Genomic DNA, 20,321 nt, shown 5'->3' with positions numbered 1-20,321 from the left:
AGTATGTACTATACTTTTGTTAAAATGATTGTCATGGGGGATGAAGAGAAAAATGAGACATTATGACATTTATTTAATGGAAAAGGATGTAGCAAGACATTATTTTGGACAAGAATCGAAATTGTTTCACCTTTTTTTAGAACAAAAAAAAGCAACAGCTGAGTTTAAAGCCATATATGAAAAACAAATAGAGTTTATTACTCGCCCCATTTCGACGTTGCAGCTTCAACAATTAGTTGGACAAGCATTTAAACATAGCCAACATTACGAACAATTTAAAAATACACATTATCTCAGTATTTCTCATCCATTTAGTCAGGCTGAGTTGACATTGAATCCAACGATGATAACTGTAACAAGTGATGGAGGATATGAGGCTGAAACGATTTTCTTTGAAGTTCTTCGTAAATATGATGCTTGTTTCTTTGCAATGGACATAAATGACTTTCGCTTTGGTTGGTTAAATCCAATCAAACAAGTCAAACTAATATAAGCTTCTTTTGGACACACTTCTTGAAGAAAATTGTATTGGGACTTTTATTACGGTTATGATTACGATATAATAAGTTGAATTGTATGGAAAGTGCAATTTTTTAGGAAGTGAAGGAGGAAATTAGTCAATGTTTTGGATTTATATTTTAGTGGGCGTATTATCATTATTAGCAGGTATTGCACTTGGATTTTTCATTGCCCGCAAAACAATGATGAATTATTTAAAGAAAAACCCGCCCATTAATGAACAAATGTTACGCATGATGATGATGCAAATGGGGCAAAATCCATCGCAAAAGAAAATTAACCAAATGATGAAAGCGATGCAAAAGCAACAGTCGAAATAATGAAGGACAAGCACCTCTAGTACAGGGGTGTTTTTATTTTTTTTAAAAGAAAAAGGTAGGTCTAAAATCTTGTAGCCAGATGAGGAGAGAGTTGTTACAATATATACTATTCGGGTAACGAAATTATTTATACAGATGGGTTAGGAGAACTGAAATGAAAGTATTTCTGGACTTATGGTGGTATTTTAAATTAGAAAAGAAAAAATATTTATTTGGAATTGTAACCTTACTTGCCGTTTCTATATTATCGTTAATCCCTCCATATGTCGTTGGGGTTATTGTCGATCATATTGAACAAGGAACATTAACACAGGACATTATTCTTCAATGGATGTTGATCTTGTTTGGGATTGGGGTTGTTGTTTACGTATTACGTTATGTATGGCGGATTATGATATTTGGTGCCTCAATTCGCTTAGCACGGCTTTTACGCAATCAACTTTATGAACATTTTACGAAAATGTCGTCACGTTTTTATCAAAAACGACGTACAGGCGATTTGATGGCACATTCAACGAATGATATAAAGGCGATCGAGCAAACCGCAGGGGCGGGTGTCCTCACCTTAGTGGATTCGGTTACAATGGGCGGGTTTGTTGTCATCACAATGGCGCTCACGATTAGTTGGGAGTTAACATTAATTAGTCTTCTGCCGATGCCAATCATGGCAATCGCAACAAGCTATTATGGTTCGATGCTTCATAAACGCTTTGGTTTTGCACAAGCAGCATTTTCAGAATTAAATGACAAAGTACAAGAAAGTATGACCGGCATGCGTGTAACAAAAGCATTTGGTCAAGAAGAAGCTGAAATCAAAGCTTTTCGGAAAAAGTCCGATGAAGTTGTAAACAAAAATATAGCGGTTGCCAAAGTGGATGCGCTATTTGATCCAACAATTTCTCTTATCGTTGGGATCTCCTATTTTTTAGCTATCTTTTTTGGTGCGCGATATGTGATAGCAGATGAGCTCACGATTGGGCAATTAACGAGCTTTACGATTTATTTAGGTTTACTTATATGGCCAATGCTTGCCTTTGGTTATTTATTTAATATTGTCGAGCGTGGTCGGGCTTCATATGATCGTGTTTCGCGTTTATTACAAGTACAACAAGAAATTACAGAAGAAAACGCAAAGTATACTCATATTCCTTCAGGTACGATAGAATACAATATACAATCATTTTCTTATGATGAAATTCAAACAACCTTACAAAATATTAAGGTTTTCGTGAAACAGGGAGAAACATTAGGTATTGTCGGTAAAACAGGTAGTGGGAAAACGACGCTATTAAAATTATTACTTAGGCAATTTGATGTAGTCAATGGATCAATATTATTAGATAATCAACCGATTGAGCAATACTCATTTGATGCATTACGAAAAGGAATGGGATATGTTCCACAGGATCATTTTTTATTTTCCGCAACGATTGCTGATAATATTGCATTTGGAAGACCAGAAGCAACGATGAGTGAAATTATCGCTGTGAGTAAATTAGCTGCGATTCATGACGATATTATTCGCTTTCCAGAAGGGTATGAAACTGTTGTAGGAGAACGTGGTGTCACATTATCGGGCGGACAAAAACAACGAATTTCCATTGCTCGTGCGCTACTAGTGAATCCAAATCTATTAATGCTAGACGATTCACTTTCTGCTGTTGATGCCAAGACAGAGGAACAAATTTTAATGTCACTTCGTCAAAATCGTCAACATAAAACAACGTTTATTACAGCTCACCGTTTAAGTGCAATTAAACATGCCGATTTGATCGTCGTTTTAGATGAAGGACATATTATTGAACGTGGAACACATGAAGAACTCATGAATCAAAGAGGTTGGTATCGGAAAATGTATGACCATCAGCAGCTTGAATCGATCGTAGAAATGGGAGGTGATAACCGTGCAACATAAGGATAAAGTGTTAACAGCAAAAGACCAAAAAAAAGTGTTTCGCCGGTTATTATCTTATACTAAAAAACATAAGGGCCTTCTCATTATCGCTTTTTTGTTACTATTACTAGGTACGAGTGCTGAAATTATGGGTCCGATTTTAATTAAAATATTTATTGATGATTACCTTACACCAAGAATTTTTGATACGACTGCCATCATTACATTAACAATCGTATATCTAGGATTACATGTAGGTTCTGTCATCTGTAATTATGTGCAACTCTTTCTTTTTCATAAAGTCGCGTTGTCAATTATTAGAGAAATTCGTATGGATGTGTTCTCGAAAGTGCAACGGTTAGGTTTATCTTTTTTTGACAGAACACCTGCAGGAGGACTCGTTTCTAGAATTACGAATGACACAGAAGCGGTAAAAGAATTATATGTCACGGTGTTAGCCACTTTTGTGCAAAATTTTATATTCTTAATTGGGATTTTTGTTGCGATGTTTTATCTAAATCCTCAGTTAGCGTTTTTCTGCTTATTTTTATTACCTCTTATTTATATCGTCATGAAAACTTATAGAAAATATAGTTCTCGTTTTTATGCAGATATGAGTGAGCGGTTAAGTCAACTAAATGGAAAGCTAAACGAGTCCATTCAAGGAATGACTATCATTCAAATTTTTAGGCAAGAAAAAAGAATGAGAACAGAATTTGAAGACATCAATGACCAACATCAGCAAGCATGGTTAAAAAATATGAAATTAGATGGATTACTTCTCAGGCCAGCCGTTGATTTTATTGCTATTGTGGCACTGATGATTGTTCTTAGTTATTTTTCCATTATCTCATTAAATAGCCCTGTTGAAATTGGGGTATTATATGCGTTTGTCAATTATTTAGATCGCTTTTTTGAACCAGTGAACCAGTTGATGATGCGGTTGTCTTTATTCCAGCAAGCGATTGTTTCAGCAGGAAGAGTGTTCACATTAGTTGACCATGATGAATTAGCACCTGAAAAAATCGGTTCTGCTCATCCGAAAATGAAAGAAGGAGAAGTAGAATTTCATAATGTTAGTTTTTCCTACGATGGGAAAACAGAAGTATTGAAAGACATTTCTTTTACCGTTAAAAAAGGTCAAACGTTAGCGCTAGTTGGGCATACTGGAAGTGGGAAAAGCTCGATTGTTAATGTGTTGATGAGGTTTTATCCATTACAAAAAGGAGAAGTATATATTGATGGGCAACGATTAGAGGCATATTCTAACGAAGAACTAAGGCAAAATGTAGGTCTAGTTCTACAAGACCCATTTATGTATACTGGTGATATCGCTTCGAATATCCGTTTACACAATGAAATGATTACTGACGAAGAAGTGGTAGAAGCGGCTCGATTTGTTCATGCAGATTCTTTTATTCAACAATTACAAGGGGGGTATCATGCCCCTGTTGCGGAAAGAGGGTCGACTTTGTCAAGCGGCCAACGACAACTTTTGTCTTTTGCTAGAACGATGGCATTAAAACCTAAAATTCTTGTGTTAGATGAAGCAACGGCAAGTGTAGATACGGAAACAGAGGAATCGATTCAAGATGCCTTATATCGAATGCGAGAAGGGCGAACGACGATTGCTATTGCCCATCGCTTGTCGACGATTAAAGATGCAGATGAAATTCTAGTACTGCATCAAGGGGAAATCGTTGAAAGGGGAAACCATCAACAATTGCTTGAAAAAGAAGGATTATATCATAAAATGTATTTGCTACAACAAGGTGGAGCAGAGGTAATTCCGTTATAAAATTATTCGTTTAACCAGAATGGAATGACATAAAGAAGAGCGTATTCAATGAATACGCTCTTTCTCGTGTATCGATATATTATACGTTCATCTTCCTATTTTTATTGTGAGGATGAAGGTAAGATTCGTTGTAACGATTTAATAGTTTGTCTAATTCTTGACTTAGTTTAAGAGCCAATGATGAGTCGAGTCCATGTCGCAATCCAATTTCTATTAATTCTGTGCGCTTTTCTTCAATAGCAACTAGTAATTTATTATCCACGAGTAATGGCTCCCTCTTCTCTAACATCTATTAAAAATTATACAAAAAAATGGATATAAGAACAATAGAGAACAGAAATAAAATATAAAAACTTTTTTCTTGACTTACTATACCATACGGGGGTATAGTAAATGTAATAGGAGGTGCTTACAATGCGTGATGATTTACATATTGATTTACAGCCGGAACGACAAGGAAGTTTAGGAAAATCTAAAGAACAAAAAGACCAATTAATAAAACGGCTAAAAAGAATTGAAGGTCAAGTAAGAGGGATTCAAAAAATGGTGGAGGACGATCGGTACTGTGTTGATGTTCTCGTACAATTATCCGCTGTAAGTGCAGCATTAAAAAAAGTTGGATATACAATGCTTGAACAACACACGCGTGGTTGTGTTTCAAATGCAGTAAAATCGAATCAAGGTGACGAGGCGATTGAGGAATTATTGAAAGTGATTCAACAATTTTCTAAATCGTAGGAGGTGAAATGCCGTGTCAGGTAAACAAATTCAAATTCCAATAAAAGGGATGACATGTGCAGCATGCTCTAATCGAATTGAAAAAGTGTTAAATAAAACAGATGGCGTTTCTGCTAGCGTCAATTTACCGTTAGAACAGGCTGCGATTACAATTGAAGACAATCGTATACAAATTACTGATGTTATCGAAAAAATTGAAAATGCAGGATTTCAAGTTCCACTACGGAAAGAAGAATTTCAAATTAAAGGAATGACATGTGCTGCGTGTTCAAGTCGAATTGAAAAGGTTGTTGGCAAGATGGAAGGTGTTGAATCCATTCAAGTCAATCTGCCATTAGAGCGAGGTGCTGTTACTTACTATGATGGTGTTGTAACAAAAGAAACTATTTTTGAAAAAATTGATAATATTGGTTTTCAGGCTGTCACTGAGAAAGAAAAAAGCGAGACTAACGAGAAAAAGACAGATGAACTTTCTGCACAACGGATAAAGTTTTTTATTGCCTTGTTTTTTTCCATTCCTTTGTTTATTACGATGATTGATCATTTTGTGACAAGTCGCATGGTACTTCCACATTGGCTTATGAACGGATATTTACAATGGGCGCTTGCAACACCGGTTCAATTTTATGCAGGGTGGCAATTTTATCGAGGCGCTTATCATGCCCTTAAGAACAAAGGAGCTAATATGGATGTTCTCGTTGCAATGGGAACATCAGCAGCGTATTTTTATTCGGTATGGCTCGTTTTACAAGGTGAAATTTATTTGTTTTTTGAAACGAGCGCAATCATCATCACTTTAATATTACTTGGGAAATTACTAGAAGCAAGAGCAAAAGGGAAAACGTCTGAAGCCATTCGCTCTTTAATTCAACTTCAAGCGAAAAAAGCAACCATTATTGTCGATGGAACGGAACAAGAAGTAGATGTTGAGGACGTTAACATCGGGGATGTGTTACTTGTTAAGCCGGGGGAAAAAGTACCTGTGGATGGCAGTATCATTTCTGGATATTCTTCGATTGATGAATCAATGGTCACAGGTGAAAGTATTCCTGTAGATCGAGTTGTTGGTGATAACGTCATTGGTGCCACGATTAATAAGCATGGTAGCTTTAAAATGAAAGCGACAAGAGTAGGAAAAGATTCAACACTCGCTCAAATTATAAAAATTGTTGAGCAAGCTCAAACATCAAAAGCACCAATTCAACGTTTAGTTGATAAAATTTCAGGCTATTTTGTCCCGATTGCAGTCTCGATTGCCGTACTATCGTTTGTTATATGGTATTTCTTTTTAGGAGCGACATTCCAAGAAGCGTTAATTAACTTTACAGCTGTTCTTGTTATTGCTTGCCCTTGTGCGCTTGGATTAGCTACGCCAACATCGATTATGGTTGGAACGGGGAGAGGAGCTAACCAAGGAATATTGTACAAAGGCGGGGAGCAGCTTGAAACGGCGCATAAAGCTAATACGATTTTGTTTGATAAAACGGGAACATTAACAAAAGGGAAGCCTGAATTAACAAATATCGTCGCTACGGGGACAATGGATGAAAATCAAATCCTTATCTTTGCAGCAGCACTTGAAAAACAATCGGAACACCCGCTAGGTCAAGCAATTGTGAAAGCATCAGAAAAACTAGAACTACCTGAAGTCCAGCAGTTTGAAGCAGTACCTGGGAGGGGTATTAAAGGGAAGGTTGAAGATAAACTTGTTCTAATTGGAACACGACGTTTCTTAACCGAAAATCACGTAGATGTAACAAAAGTGGAACCTATCGCTCTTCAATTGGAAGAAGAAGGGAAAACAGCAATGCTTATTTCCGTTGAGCAACAAGTTGTCGGTGTCATTGCTGTTGCTGATAAAATAAAAGATACAGCGAAACAAGCGGTGACGTTATTAGTTGAACAAGGATTTGAGCTATACTTAATTACTGGCGATAACACTCGAACGGCAAAAGCAATTGGCGCTGAAGTTGGGATTACAAATGTATTTGCGGAAGTTCTTCCTGAAGAAAAAGCGAGTAAAGTCGAACAGTTAAAAGCTGAGGGGAAACGTGTTATTATGGTAGGAGATGGGATAAATGATGCCCCAGCGCTTGCTCTTGCAGATGTCGGAATAGCGATTGGGTCAGGAACCGACGTCGCGATAGAAGCTGCTGATATTACATTAATGAGCGAAGATTTACGTTCTGTCGCAGAGGCTGTGCGGCTTAGTAAGCTAACAATGAGAAATATAAAGCAAAATTTGTTTTGGGCGTTTCTTTATAATTCCATAGGATTGCCCATTGCTGCAGCCGGATTGTTAGCGCCTTGGATTGCAGGAGCAGCAATGGCGTTTAGCTCAGTTTCTGTTGTGAGTAACGCCCTTAGATTAAAACGGATGAAATAATAAAAGGAGATGATGTACATGTCAAAAGCGGTTATTAAAGTAGAGGGAATGAGTTGCGGTCATTGTGTAGCAACAGTCGAAGGTGGATTAGCCAAAATAAATGGGATAGAACGAGCATTAGTCAATCTTGAGAATAAAGAAGTGACAGTGGAGTTTGATGAATCAAAAGTGAAGATTCCTGATATTGAATCAAATATTGAAGAACTAGGATATGACGTCATCAAATAAATAGCATTGTAACGAGCGGAAGAACGGAATGATATTCTCGGTTTGTGATGACGAGAATCGTTCCGTTCTTCTTTTTGCTCGTCATCAAGATTGCCTAGCTTGTCCAGAAGTGGTATCGTATAATTATCGCAAAAAGGATATGACAAAAAGGAGGGATTCAATTCGAATGACGGACTCATTACTTCTTCTGTTAACAACAATCGGTGCTTTGTTTATGGGGACGATGGCTATGATTATTCGGTTGAAGGCAACGAAAAAGCCGGCAACTGTAAAAAAAATCATCTTACCTCCATTGTTTATGTCTACCGGGTTCTTAATGTTTTTATATGAACCAACTATCCCTACAACAATTGAAGTCGTCTTTGCATTATTAGTTGGATTTGGATTTTCTTTTCTTTTAATTCGAACTTCAAAGTTTGAAATAAAAGAAAATCAAATATATTTAAAGAGATCAAAAGCATTTATCTTTATTTTAACAGGCTTACTTCTCCTTCGAGTTGCATTTAAAATGATCATTGGTGACTCGGTCAGTGTTGAAGAACTTGGCGGGATGTTTTTTTTACTAGCTTATGCCATGATTATTCCTTGGAGAGTCATGATGTATCGTCAGTTTAAAGAAGTGGAAGCGCAGTTGAAAAAACAAGCCAAAAATCCTATTGTTCCAGTCGAAACATAAAGGTATACTTGTAAAAAAATTAAAGTAAGCAATGATGAAAAAGAGTAGATTATTGGAACACTTAAGAGAGCTGATGGATGGTGTGAATCAGTGTGGGGCAATAATTGAATGGGTTTCTGAGCTTCCAAGCTGAACCGTTAGTAGGCGTGGCGGATGTCTTACCGTTACAAAAGACAGCGTATCGAACTCTAATTCTATTTGTTCCGTACGTTTAAAGTGCGCTTTTTAAAAGCGAATTAAGGTGGCACCACGGGTTTCTCGTCCTTTTTATAAGGATAAGAAGCCCTTTTTGTTTTGTATAAAAATAAAAGGAGGATGACAAATGGTGAAACAAACTGTGCTTACAGGCATTAAAGCAACGGGGGAATTACATTTAGGCAATTATATCGGCGCAATTAAACCCGCGTTGCAAATTGCAAAACATGAAAATGTGAACCCGATGTATTTCATTGCTGACTATCATGCGTTGACAAAAGTGCATGAACAACAAACATTACAAGAATACTCTTACGGGATTGCAGCGGCATGGCTTGCGTTAGGATTAAATCCGAAACGCTGTCTCTTTTATCGTCAATCAGATATTCCAGAGATTTTTGAACTCGTGTGGATCTTATCGTGTTTTTCCTCTAAAGGATTAATGAATCGAGCCCATGCGTATAAAGCGATAAAAGAACAAAATATAGATCAAGGCTATGACAAAGATGATGGAGTTAATATGGGGATTTTTTCATATCCGATCTTAATGGCGGCTGATATTTTATTGTTTCAAGCGAAAGAAGTTCCGGTTGGACGTGATCAAATCCAGCATATTGAAATTGCGAGAGATATAGCAACATCGTTTAATTCCCAATACGGCAATGTGTTCACATTGCCACAATCGCGAGTGAGCGAACAAGCGGTACTACCAGGACTAGACGGAAGGAAAATGAGCAAAAGCTATGGAAATACGATCCCTTTATTTGCACAAAAAGATATTATGAAAAAGTTAATCAACAAAATCATGACAGATTCTAGTAAACCTAATGAACGAAAAGATCCTGATCAATCAACGATTTTTACGATTTATAAAGAATTTGCTACTAATGAACAAACAGAGAAAATGAGACAGCAATTTTATGATGGCATTAGTTGGGGAGAGGCTAAGCAGGAATTGTTTTCGATTGTAAGTGAGACACTAGAAGAACCACGAGTCATCTACAATGAATTCATGACTGATAAAGCACAACTAGATAGGATTTTACAAGAAGGTGCAGAAAGGGCCCGTGACATAGCCGTTCCATTTTTAAAAGAAGTTAAAAAAACGATTGGATTATAGTATGTCATGTTTGTCCTGCTCATCTTACGGACATTTCTTCCGTTATTTTCATCAAATCTAACATTTTTAGAAAGCTATCGGACATTGGTTCCATTAAATAAGAGAATCAGCATTGTTTTACCGAGCTTTAAGTCCATAAGCGGAACTGATGTCCTTTAGCTATAAAAAAAAGCTTGTTTGGCATGAAATAACGGAATAGATGTCCGATACGATGGGGCAGGGGCTATATCCGACTAAAATAAATGTTGATATGGCGTAATATCGATTTGTTTTTCTTTTAATTTTTTTAATAGAAATTTATGGTCCCGTTTAGGAGTGGCAATAATATAACCTCGAACAATTAAATCTTCCGTAATCGCCGAAGCATTTTCCTCAACAGCGAGCTCGCCTATTTTCCCTGCAATTTTCTCTTTTGCGACATCACGGAATAAACTTGGGACAGGTTCAACAAGCTCTTCTAAAAGACGTTTCTTTTCATCCGACCATAAATGGATCGTTTCTTGGATATAATGATCTTGCCAATCTAGAATGGACTTGCCATCCTCTTTTGGAAGACGTTTTAAAAATTTTCGAAACATAAAATAACCACCGATGAACATAACTGTGATTAAAAAGATAGACCATAATACTATAAACCAACTAAACCAAGTTGACACTTCTACCACCTCGAATATGACTGCTTATCCTAATAAATCTTATCATATGAGGACATAAGAGGAAAAGATATTTATCTTAGAGTCTGATTTTGTTATAGTAAAGAACAGTGAGGTGAAATGACATGCTTAGTTTTATTATTAGTTATGCGGTGCACTTACTAGCGGCACTCGTATTTTTTCTGTTACTTCCGTTTCCAATGCTCATTCGGGGGACAGAACCAGAAGGACCAGAAAAATTAGCTAAATTGTTTTCCATTTATAAGGTTATATTTATGGTTGCTCATGGTGCGTTAGTAGCTGCATTCATAACGGGAATTGTGTTACATTTTTCAGTATCGCTATGGATGATTGCCGTTGTCATTGTATGGATTGCAATTGGGGCGTATTTAGGATTAACAGCAAAGTTTTTAAGACTTACACTTGAGGCAATTCGCTCTAAGCAGTCGTATGAGGAGCCATTGAAAAAATTAAAAACCTGTAGTATGTTTTTAATGCTTGGCATTATTGCGATGTTTATGACCAAATATTTACCTTATTTGTTTTCGTAAACACCAAAAAGGTAAGGAGCAAAACCCCTTACCTAGTGTAATTTTGTTATTTTACATATGCTGATCCTACAATGACAAGTAGGATAAATAACACGACGATTAATGCAAAACCTCCGCCGTGATGACCTGCAGCATGTGGTGCGCCATAGTTCATCATTTCAAGTAACCCTCCTTTGGAGAAGCTATACTATACCTTATGTCGATAAGAGAAAAGTGATTAGGCTTCTATCATGATGAGGGGGAAAATAGGCGAGTGTGCGATATTGTAGAGGAAAGGACCGAAAGAGAGAGCGCTTTGTTATCTCTTTCGGTCCTTTTTCTGTTAAAGATTAGTTGATGGGCAGACTGATTGGTAACTCTTACGGACATAGGTTCCGCTATTTTAAGAAAAAATAGCGTTTGTTATATGCTATCGGACATACGTTCCGTTATATGAACAGAAACGAGAGTATTCGTTGCTGTTTTTAGTCAACTAACGGAACATATGTCCGATAAAGTGGAGAAAAGCTTGATTTTTGATGAAATAACGGGACGTATGTCCGTTACATGAAGTGCGGAAAGATAAATACATGTGGACACTTTTTTTTAAGATTCCGTTGTTTTGTTTTTTTTCATTCGGCGAATACAAAACAAAATGTTAGCGATCATTAACACGGATACGAGAGAAGCGACAACAGGACTAGTTTGTTCAATGACACGTAAATAAATGGTCATGAGCAAAACAATGACACTCATAATAATTAAAATTTTATTCATGTTTGTTCCTCCATAGTTGGTTTGTTACGAAAAGTATAACATTGATTCGTAACGATGTGGACAGAAAATGAAACGGGAGAGTAAATTTCAATTGTCATTTATTTGTAGTTTAATCAATCTAAAGGTAAGGGAACATTGCTTAATTTATAAAAAAACTAAGTCTCATGGTATAGGTAAAAAAGATTATTTCTGTTCTCGTGTTGTTTTTGAAAGAATTTTTAACATTTTTCCTATTACGTAATTTTTGATTGTTTTTATACTAAAACATAGTAACGAAACTGTAAGCGCTTTATTTTATAGGAAGGAAAGAAAGGGGGACAAGCATTTTTTTTGCTTTCGTTGCGAAAAAGAAGAATTGGGGGATAAAGATGGGAAAAAGATTTTCAATGTTTTTAATTTTCGTTATGCTTCTTTCGTTATTTTCGCCCACTAGTCTAATAGGAAAAAATGTGCATGCTAGTCAGGAGGGGACCGTGTTTGGTTTAGTTGTAGAAAACGTCACAGAGTCTTCAGTTGTTTTACAATGGGATGAAGTTACTGAGGCTGAACAATATGTCATTTATTGGGCCAATAAAAATACGGAACAGATGCAATTTGCTAAAGTTGGGACAACATCGTCAACAACATTTACATTTGAACGTTCCACACATGTTCCGCACTATTTTAAAGTAGCAGCGGTTATCAACGGGGAAGAACAATCTTTATCTGAAGTGGTGAAATCAGAAACAGGGAAACAGTTTCAAGTTCAACTTGAGAATTTAGATCGTGGTTTAGTTGCTGTAACAACTTCAGAAGGAATTTTCTTGAGCTGGAGATTATTATCAGATGAAGTGACTGCTTATTCTGATTATGGCCAAAGAGGAACGGATTTTAATGTGTATCGTGATGAAGAAAAGATAGCGACTGTTACAACAAGTACGAATTTCTTAGATAAAGATGGGGACATTACTTCTGAATATTATGTAAGCGCTGTTATAGATGGGGAAGAAGTCGGAAATAAAAGTGATGTTGTAACACCGTGGGGAGATTCTTACTATGACCTTCCTTTGCAAAAACCAGCTGATGGTGTAACACCAGCTGGTGAAACATATACGTATTCAGCTAATGATATGAGTGTTGGAGATGTAACAGGTGATGGAAACTATGAATTTATCGTGAAATGGGATCCATCTAATTCAAAAGATGTGTCTCAAGTCGGTTATACAGGTAATACGTATATTGATACGTATACATTTGATGGCAAGCTGTTATATCGAATTGATTTAGGTGTCAATATCCGCTCTGGAGCTCACTACACTCAATTTATTGTGTATGATTTTGATGGGAACGGAAAAGCCGAAATGATTATGAAAACAGCGCCTGGGACAAAAGTACTTCATTTTGATGAAAATGGCGAGGTTGTTTCAGAGCAATATATAACTCTACCAGAAGAAGATATTGCAAAAGGATACCTTAATGATGATGACTATCGAATGAGTGCTGAAGATTATTATGAGCATGTTGTCAATATGTTTATGACTTGGCATGAGCATGAAGAAGTACAAGCAGGCAACTGGCCACAAACATTAGAAGAAAGCTTTGGTATTGACGTGCAATATGAATATCCGTTGTCACGTGAAGATGCGGAACGTTTAGTTGATTATTTTATGGACGAGTATGCCCCTAGTCGAAGTGCAAGAAATAATCTTCGTGCCTTTGAAGGCTTTATCGTTGATGGACCAGAATATTTAACGGTTTTCCATGGAGAAACAGGAAATGAGTTAGAGACGATTCATTATGAACCTGAACGTGGTGATGATGGTTTAATGTGGGGAGATTATGCTTATCCAAGAATTGAACCGGGAAATCGTGTTGACCGTTTAAATATGGGGGTCGCTTACTTTAACGGAGAAACACCTTCGTTTTTTGTGAATCGTGGCTATTATGCAAGAGCGGTATTTGTTTCTTATAACTGGAACGGAACAAACCTAGAGCGTTTATGGGTTGCTGATAGTGGACACGTTCCAATGGATAATCCATTTAACAGTTATCCACATGGAGGAAAAGGGACAAATGGAGAGCTAGGGCGTTTAGCATCACAAGGAAACCATGCGATAAGTGTTGCAGACGTTGACGGGGATGGCAAACATGAAATCATTCATGGAGGTGCCACTCTTGACCATGATGGAACATTGCTATATAGCTCAATGGAACCTTTACCAGAAGGAAGTGCTGCACCTGGTGAAGTCGTTGTTCTTGGTCATGGAGATGCATTACATGTCGCTGATATTAATCCTGACCGTCCTGGACTTGAAATTTACTCGGTGTTTGAAGCAGGCGCTTGGGCTCCGTATGGCTTTGCTCTTCGTGAAGGGGCAACGGGTGACATTATTTACGGTGGCTACACAGGTACAGATACGGGACGAGGAATGGTTGGTGATGTTGTCCGCGGACAACGTGGTTTAGAAACATGGGCTGTTGATTTACGTACAGCTGATGGAAAGGTTCTTGGTACAAATCGTCCTGGAACAAATATGAATATAAAATGGGCCGCTGATATGTCGACACAAATTGTGAATGGCTCTGGTAATAACACACCAACGATCGATGACTGGGAAACTGGAAGAGTGTTAACGGCAACAGGAACAAGAACGAATAATGGAACAAAAGGAAACCCAGCCCTTGTTGCCGATATATTTGGTGATTGGCGTGAAGAATTGCTAGTCCGAACAGCTGACAGTTCAGCGATTCGTATTTACTTAAATACTGAAGTAACGGATAGAAAGCTTTATACATTAATGCATGATATTCAATATCGTACTGGTATTGCATGGCAAAATGTTGGGTACAACCAGCCGTCTTATCCGAGCTTTTACTTTGCTACTGATATAGATTGGAAGTATGTTCCGGTTCCGAACTTTAATGGTGAACTTGATTATGTTGAGGAAGAGCGGGAAATTGATGTTTCTGCGTTAGAAGAGTTAATTGCAACAGCCAAAGCGATTTCAAATGAGACAGGTATTTATACCGAGCAGTCCTTTTCAGTGTTACAAGAAGCAATTACAGAAGCCGAAGCTGCACTAGAACAGATTCGTTTTGACTTTCAATTGTTTGCGACAATTGATGCATTACAACGAGCGATTGATGGATTAGAAGAAATTGTCGATTTAGGACCAGGGTATCGTTTTGATTTTGGAACAGCACAAAGCCCAGTGGCTAATGGGTATGAAAAAGTGACAGATGCAACGATATATACGGAAGAAACAGGATATGGGTTTTCACAACAAGCAGATGGAACGAGAGACGAAGGAAGTCCAGATGATTTAAGGCGAGATTTTGTGTTAGCAAACAATAGTGAATTTAAACTCGACCTTCCAAATGGAGAATATGATGTAAAAATCATTACCGGTGCACAAAATGATAGTAATGATACAACATTTACGCTAGAAGGAGGAGAACAACAAGGGGGGACGCGAACACAAGCAGGTGAATTTGCCGAATACGAAGCGACAGTAATGGTATTAGATGGCCAATTAAATATCGGCTTTATTGGTTCATGGGCCCGTGTGAATGCACTTGAAGTCCGAGCCGTCGATGATTTTAATGTGAAGTTTGACTTTGGCTCACAAACAAGCCCTGTTGCTTACGGTTATAAGCAAGTGTCGAATCAAATGCTTTATTCAGAAGAACGAGGGTATGGTCTAAATAAAACAGTAGCGGAGCGGGACCGTGGTGAACCCGATGATGTTCGTCGTGACTTTATTATTGATAGTCAATATGAATTTATGGTCGATGTTCGAAATGGGACGTATAAAGTGCATATTATTGCCGGAGACCACATTGCTTCAAATAACTCCAGTTTTATCATTGAAGGTGTAGATGTAGGACGAATTTCATCTCCTGCTGGAGAATTTGCAACCATAACGGAAACCGTTACTGTAACAGACGGACAATTAACGATTCAAGTTGGAGGAAATGGCAGAATCAATGGGCTTGAGCTTTATTATGTTCCTGAAGAAAAAATCGATTTAACTGAGCTTATCAACTTAATCGAAACAGCCAAAGCGATTTCAAATGAAGAGGGTATATATACTGAAGAGTCTTTTGAAGCTTTACAAGAAGCAATTGTAGTGGCAGAAGCCGCCCTTGATATCATTCAAACCGAAGAAATGCTAGCGGTAGAAGTAGCAGCACTTCAAGAGGCGATTGACCGTTTAGAACTGAAACAAGAAGAACGCGAACATCCAGGAAAAGGTCATAAAGATAATCCAGGCAAGGGTCCAATTGATAATCCGGGAAAAGGTCCGAACGACAACCCAGGTAAAGGACCCATTGACAATCCTGGAAAGGGTAAAGGAAAAGGAAAGTCATAATACAACAAACCGGGGAGATGGACTCTCCTCGGTTTGTTTCTTATCGGACATATTTTCCGCTATTATATAAAAAAAGGGTGTTTTCTCAACCATAACGGACATGTGTTCCGTTATTAGTTAAAAAACGAATCAAATTTGAGCTGAAATGAAGAAATAGCGGAACAGATGTCCGTAACGATATTAGTTTTGATAATATTCTTTAATATAGCGGAATAAATGTCCGAACCTCTAGCTCATTAACGTAAAACGTAAGTAGCTAAGACGGATTGTAGCTCATAGATGTTTAAACTTTTGTTAAACTGCTTTTGAATCGGTGTCGCACTTCCTGATAGCCAAATTTTCAACTCTGCATCTAAGTCGAAATTTCCCGCTGTTTCAATACTGAAATGAGTAATGTTTTTGTATGGAATCGAGTGAAACTCCACTTTTTTCCCCGTTAACCCTTGTTTATCGACAAGAATGAGACGCTTGTCCGTAAATAAAAACAAATCACGAATCAATTTATATGCCTTTTCTATTTGCTCATTTGGAGCAAGAATTCTTGCAAATTCATTTTGAATGTCATTTACATTCACCTCAGACGCATTTCCCATTAATCCATCAAAAAAACCCATTTTCCATCCTCCTCTAATCTTGTTATAATTAGTATAATGTGAAACAATTAAAATTGTATATAATAAAACGTTAAAAAGGTCGAAACCCTTCTGTACGATACGCATTATAAATATCAATAGAATGAGCCATAATCGCACCAGCATGAGGGAAATGTTTGCGAAATTCGGTACACCCACTCACACGATAATCGTTCAGGTGCGTAATGACAGGATCGTATGGGACAAGAACATCAGCTAACACAGAAAGTCGCGTATATTGTTCTTGATGAATCGAATCAAAACCTGTTGATTTTATCGTAACAGCAGTTATTTTCACTGTTTTTCGGATATAGCTTGATAGAAAAGTGATATATTTTTCTCTTTCTTCTTCATGAGTTTCTTTACTTGAATACACATACAAACTCGCTTCACAATAAACAATTCCTTTGAACATAATACAAACCTCTTTTTTTACATGGTCTTCTTTATTATAAAGGAAATCAGATAGAAAGAGTATAGTAGGAAGCATTAATAACGTAAATTGAAATACCCAGGAAATAACGGTTTACATTGTGAATTGATTCACATAAAATAGAAATAGACAAAGAATGACCTAGGGGGAAAACAAGATGAAGAACAAAGTAATGATAGCGACATTAGTAACTCTATTAGTAGTTGGGGTTGGGGTTTATCTATTCGCACTAGCCGTGATGCCAGAATCAGAAATAGAATCAGAAACAGACGTAACCAAAGTCGAAGAAACAGACAATATGAAACAGATGGTGAATGATTATAGTGTTGGTACCCTTGTGGCGCATAATGCTTCTATTACTTCACATGAACTAATTGTAACGGAAACAGAAGATGCAGAAACTCAACTCGTATACGCGTTACCTGATGATGAGTTTTTTGTTTCGATAGCCCCATATATCGAAAACACACATCCATGTGCGATTCATAGCTTAACAGGATGCCAAGGAGAGCTTGTGACTGAGGACTTTCATGTACACATTGAAGATACAGATGGGAATGTTATTTTAAGCGATGATATCCAGTCATTGCCTAACGGGTTTATTGATTTATGGGTTCCACGCGATAGACATTTTACGATTACAATTTCCCATGACGGAAAGACAGCAGAAGGTGAGTTTTCTTCATTTGAAGGAGACAATACGTGTATTACGACAATTCAATTATAACTTAACATTAGTTGGGTTCCATACAAGTAAACACAAGAACGCACAGATTTGTAAATATAAATCTGTGCGTTTCTGCTCATTTCCCCTTATTCTACTTCAAACTTTGTAAGCTATGATTTCTCTTATATCTCGATTATTATAGCTCCTACTAGTGAGAAACCGAAAATAATAGAGAGTAAAATGATGGTTACAATATCATAAATGGCATCAAAAGCGTGAGTTTTATAGGGGATAAAATATAATTTAATGCAGAAGAAAATGATACCCACTCCAGTTGCAATGGCAGGAATATATTTTATCATCCTACTCGATACCCTTTTCCCAATGAAATATGTGATTCATAAAAATACAAAAAAAAGACGTCCAATTGGACGTCTTTTTCTACGTATATTGCGGCGAAGAAACAGCACTCCACATTGTGCATTGCCTATCGGCGTGTCAACTTCGTCTTATGCAATTAGCTCATCGCTAGACTAGTATACTACAGTTTCCAACAAAAAAGAAGTAGTAATCATTGTAAAAAAGTGATTCCATAAGAACGCTCATTAGAAATAGGGCATACCCTAGAAAATGGATACCACAAATGGTTCATGAAGAGGTGTAAGAAGGTGAGATGATGAAAGAAATCACAGTGATTGATTCAATAAAAAGAAGCGGGAAAATAAGCTGGATCATGCATTATATAAGTAAAGCACCAATGTATGAGAAATTTGTTTATATTGTACAAGATGAAAAAAAGGCAAGTTTGATGTTGAACTCACAAATACGGCATTTCAAGCGTGTTCATGAACAATCATCGTTACAACAACTGAAAAGCTTATTCGCCAATGGTGAAAATATTATCGGAACACATCAACCGTTTCAATGTTTGGACGATGAATGTTATGAGTTGTTAGCGATGCAAAATTATACGTTAATTCTTGATGAAGTCAAAAACACTTTACAGCCAGTTGATATATCCCCGGATGATATTAATCTGTTATTACAAAACAATGTTGTTAGTGTTCGTGACAAAGGAAGTATAAGTTGGGATGCAGCCTTTTATACGGATGGATATTTCACAGACATGAAAACATTAGCGACATCGAACCGTTTGATGTTGTATCAAAATGAACAAGACCACCATGAACTTGTGTATTGGACATTTCCAAAGAAATTCTACGAGTCATTCGATAACTGTTATCTTTTAACGTATATGTTTGACGGACAATTGCAAAAGAGTTTATTCGAGCATTACGAGTTCAAGTATAAAAAGTATTCCATTTCATTTGAGGATAATGAGTATAAATTAGTCGATTATATTTTATCTGAAGAAGAGGACCGTTCATTATATAAAGAATTAATTCATATTTATTATCCAACGTCTAGTGATAAAAACGACTTGAACAAAATAGGGAGCCATCAGAAAGCATTTACGTTCTTTGATTTACAGAAAAAAATGAACAGCATTGAAATCATAAATATGATTCGGGAGAGTTGCTATGACTTTTACCGAAAAAAGTGTAAGGCAGAACCGGATGATGTCATGTGGACAACATATCCCCAAATGAAAGAAAAGCTTACCCCTCGAGGACTGAATCATAGTTTTGTCTCTTTTTACAAAAAAGAGAATGATCTCTTTTCTCATAAAAGCTGTTGTTTATATTTATCCCATCCAGAAGTGAACACAAGTATAAAGCATTTCTTTGAAAACAAAGGTCTCTTTATTAATGAAGATTTGTACTCTTTACATCACCTAATCGAATGGATGTTTCAAAGTCGACTCCAACAAAAACAACCGATAAATATTTTTATTCCCTCAATAAAAATGAGATCGTTATTAGAAAAATATTTGAGTAACGAAATATAAGCAATACATGTCAACAAGTTGAGTCAATGTTATTTGGAAACATTTTTCACTTTCCTTTTGATTTTGTGCCGAAATTTTACAATTGACATACAGTATAGAGAATATGCTTGATACAGAATGGAGAGAGAGACGTTGTCAATTGACTTTTTTTATTTTTTTATATTTGTATTCGCTAGTTTTCGCTTAACACGGTTACTTGTTTTTGACCAAATTACAAAGTGGATTCGTACTCCGTTTCTAGAAGAAAAAGAACATCAACTTGAAGATGGGAGCGTTGAAATTCATGTCATGATAAAAGGCCGCGGACTTAAACGATGGGTCGGTGAACTATTAAGCTGTTATTGGTGTACAGGAGTATGGTGCTCTATCTTCTTGTTAGCGGGCTATGGGCTGTTACCAACTTATTTTATTCCTATTATTCTCGTATTGGCAGTGGCCGCAGGTGCCTCAATCGTGGAAACTGTCGTTCAACGTATATCGAATCATTAAAGTGA

20 protein-coding genes, 1 pseudogene and 1 other annotated feature are annotated in these 20,321 nt (G+C 36.9%); of the genes and pseudogenes, 15 read left to right on the top strand and 6 right to left on the bottom strand.

Features of this window, described 5'->3' with window-relative positions; genetic code table 11:
- Positions 1-52: 52 nt before the first annotated feature.
- From sirA to T323_RS0116160, 4 genes are all read left to right on the top strand, one after another.
- The gene (gene sirA / locus T323_RS0116175; RefSeq protein ID WP_026674187.1) at positions 53-493 is read left to right on the top strand and encodes a sporulation inhibitor of replication protein SirA; all 441 of its coding nucleotides are present in this window, start codon (positions 53-55) and stop codon (positions 491-493) included.
- Positions 494-620: 127 nt separating this feature from the next.
- Complete coding sequence (locus tag T323_RS0116170; protein ID WP_026674186.1) at positions 621-839, top strand: YneF family protein; 219 nt, start codon at positions 621-623, stop codon at positions 837-839.
- Between the two features lie 154 nt (positions 840-993).
- Entirely contained in the window at positions 994-2,754 is a 1,761-nt protein-coding gene (locus T323_RS0116165; protein ID WP_026674185.1) for an ABC transporter transmembrane domain-containing protein, read from the top strand.
- Complete coding sequence (locus tag T323_RS0116160; RefSeq protein ID WP_026674184.1) at positions 2,744-4,531, top strand: ABC transporter ATP-binding protein; 1,788 nt, start codon at positions 2,744-2,746, stop codon at positions 4,529-4,531. Before T323_RS0116165 ends, T323_RS0116160 begins: the two co-directional genes overlap by 11 nt.
- A gap of 79 nt (positions 4,532-4,610) precedes the next feature.
- Here the strand turns inward: T323_RS0116160 and T323_RS26980 are convergent, their stop codons facing one another.
- The gene (locus T323_RS26980; RefSeq protein WP_035179051.1) at positions 4,611-4,793 is read right to left on the bottom strand and encodes an aspartyl-phosphate phosphatase Spo0E family protein; all 183 of its coding nucleotides are present in this window, start codon (positions 4,791-4,793) and stop codon (positions 4,611-4,613) included.
- Between the two features lie 152 nt (positions 4,794-4,945).
- On the opposite strand from T323_RS26980, the gene T323_RS0116150 reads away from it, so the two are divergent.
- The 5 genes from T323_RS0116150 to T323_RS0116130 all read left to right on the top strand — a co-directional run bounded on the left by T323_RS0116150 (position 4,946) and on the right by T323_RS0116130 (position 9,874).
- A complete protein-coding gene (locus T323_RS0116150; RefSeq protein ID WP_026674183.1) occupies positions 4,946-5,269 on the top strand; it encodes a metal-sensitive transcriptional regulator in 324 nt (107 codons plus the stop codon).
- Between the two features lie 13 nt (positions 5,270-5,282).
- On the top strand, positions 5,283-7,655 hold the full coding sequence (locus T323_RS0116145; protein ID WP_026674182.1) for a heavy metal translocating P-type ATPase: 2,373 nt from the start codon (positions 5,283-5,285) through the stop codon (positions 7,653-7,655).
- 18 nt (positions 7,656-7,673) lie between these two features.
- Positions 7,674-7,883 carry a copper chaperone CopZ gene (gene copZ / locus T323_RS0116140; protein ID WP_026674181.1) on the top strand — a complete coding sequence of 70 codons (210 nt, stop codon included), beginning with the start codon at positions 7,674-7,676 and terminating at the stop codon, positions 7,881-7,883.
- Between the two features lie 28 nt (positions 7,884-7,911).
- The gene (locus tag T323_RS0116135; protein WP_308417654.1) at positions 7,912-8,559 is read left to right on the top strand and encodes a CcdC family protein; all 648 of its coding nucleotides are present in this window, start codon (positions 7,912-7,914) and stop codon (positions 8,557-8,559) included.
- A 22-nt stretch (positions 8,560-8,581) separates the two neighbouring features.
- Positions 8,582-8,828 (top strand) — a binding site (T-box leader).
- Positions 8,829-8,881: 53 nt separating this feature from the next.
- Positions 8,882-9,874: a tryptophan--tRNA ligase gene (locus tag T323_RS0116130; RefSeq protein ID WP_035179049.1), complete on the top strand. Its 993-nt coding sequence runs from the start codon at positions 8,882-8,884 to the stop codon at positions 9,872-9,874.
- A gap of 233 nt (positions 9,875-10,107) precedes the next feature.
- Here T323_RS0116130 and T323_RS0116125 read toward each other — a convergent pair whose 3' ends face one another.
- Positions 10,108-10,530 carry a DUF2621 family protein gene (locus T323_RS0116125; RefSeq protein WP_026674178.1) on the bottom strand — a complete coding sequence of 141 codons (423 nt, stop codon included), beginning with the start codon at positions 10,528-10,530 and terminating at the stop codon, positions 10,108-10,110.
- Positions 10,531-10,652: 122 nt separating this feature from the next.
- Here T323_RS0116125 and T323_RS0116120 point away from each other — a divergent pair, with 122 nt between their 5' ends.
- A complete protein-coding gene (locus T323_RS0116120; protein ID WP_026674177.1) occupies positions 10,653-11,078 on the top strand; it encodes a hypothetical protein in 426 nt (141 codons plus the stop codon).
- A 46-nt stretch (positions 11,079-11,124) separates the two neighbouring features.
- On the opposite strand, the gene T323_RS28490 is transcribed toward T323_RS0116120, so the two are convergent.
- Together T323_RS28490 and T323_RS28920 are read right to left on the bottom strand one after the other, a co-directional pair.
- The gene (locus T323_RS28490; RefSeq protein WP_156942477.1) at positions 11,125-11,232 is read right to left on the bottom strand and encodes a YjcZ family sporulation protein; all 108 of its coding nucleotides are present in this window, start codon (positions 11,230-11,232) and stop codon (positions 11,125-11,127) included.
- 431 nt (positions 11,233-11,663) lie between these two features.
- Positions 11,664-11,834 carry a hypothetical protein gene (locus T323_RS28920; RefSeq protein ID WP_156942466.1) on the bottom strand — a complete coding sequence of 57 codons (171 nt, stop codon included), beginning with the start codon at positions 11,832-11,834 and terminating at the stop codon, positions 11,664-11,666.
- Between the two features lie 368 nt (positions 11,835-12,202).
- Between T323_RS28920 and T323_RS29420 the strand changes: the two are divergent.
- Positions 12,203-14,827 (top strand): annotated as a pseudogene (locus T323_RS29420) (rhamnogalacturonan lyase); the annotation flags it as partial.
- A 30-nt stretch (positions 14,828-14,857) separates the two neighbouring features.
- Entirely contained in the window at positions 14,858-16,186 is a 1,329-nt protein-coding gene (locus tag T323_RS29805) for a hypothetical protein (protein WP_444541714.1), read from the top strand.
- 236 nt (positions 16,187-16,422) lie between these two features.
- Here T323_RS29805 and T323_RS0116100 read toward each other — a convergent pair whose 3' ends face one another.
- Both T323_RS0116100 and T323_RS0116095 read right to left on the bottom strand, forming a co-directional pair.
- Entirely contained in the window at positions 16,423-16,800 is a 378-nt protein-coding gene (locus T323_RS0116100; RefSeq protein WP_026674176.1) for a PH domain-containing protein, read from the bottom strand.
- A gap of 70 nt (positions 16,801-16,870) precedes the next feature.
- The gene (locus T323_RS0116095; RefSeq protein ID WP_026674175.1) at positions 16,871-17,233 is read right to left on the bottom strand and encodes a hypothetical protein; all 363 of its coding nucleotides are present in this window, start codon (positions 17,231-17,233) and stop codon (positions 16,871-16,873) included.
- A gap of 175 nt (positions 17,234-17,408) precedes the next feature.
- Between T323_RS0116095 and T323_RS0116090 the strand changes: the two genes are divergently transcribed.
- From T323_RS0116090 to T323_RS0116080, 3 genes are all read left to right on the top strand, one after another.
- Positions 17,409-17,978, top strand: a complete 570-nt coding sequence (locus tag T323_RS0116090; protein WP_026674174.1) for a CueP family metal-binding protein — start codon at positions 17,409-17,411, stop codon at positions 17,976-17,978.
- A 616-nt stretch (positions 17,979-18,594) separates the two neighbouring features.
- Positions 18,595-19,827, top strand: coding sequence for a YonV family putative phage-derived protein (locus T323_RS0116085; RefSeq protein ID WP_051556578.1), 1,233 nt, complete (start codon positions 18,595-18,597; stop codon positions 19,825-19,827).
- Positions 19,828-19,959: 132 nt separating this feature from the next.
- Positions 19,960-20,316, top strand: a complete 357-nt coding sequence (locus tag T323_RS0116080) for a DUF1360 domain-containing protein (protein WP_245613740.1) — start codon at positions 19,960-19,962, stop codon at positions 20,314-20,316.
- The last annotated feature ends 5 nt before the right edge of the window (positions 20,317-20,321 follow it).

Origin of the sequence: Alkalihalobacillus bogoriensis ATCC BAA-922, from assembly GCF_000621445.1 — a bacterium.
In the GTDB taxonomy this organism is placed as follows: Bacteria; Bacillota; Bacilli; order Bacillales; family Bacillaceae_F; genus Bacillus_AO; species Bacillus_AO bogoriense.
The sequence above is the reverse complement of the archived record's forward strand: the minus strand, read 5'-3'. Positions and strand labels throughout refer to the sequence as shown.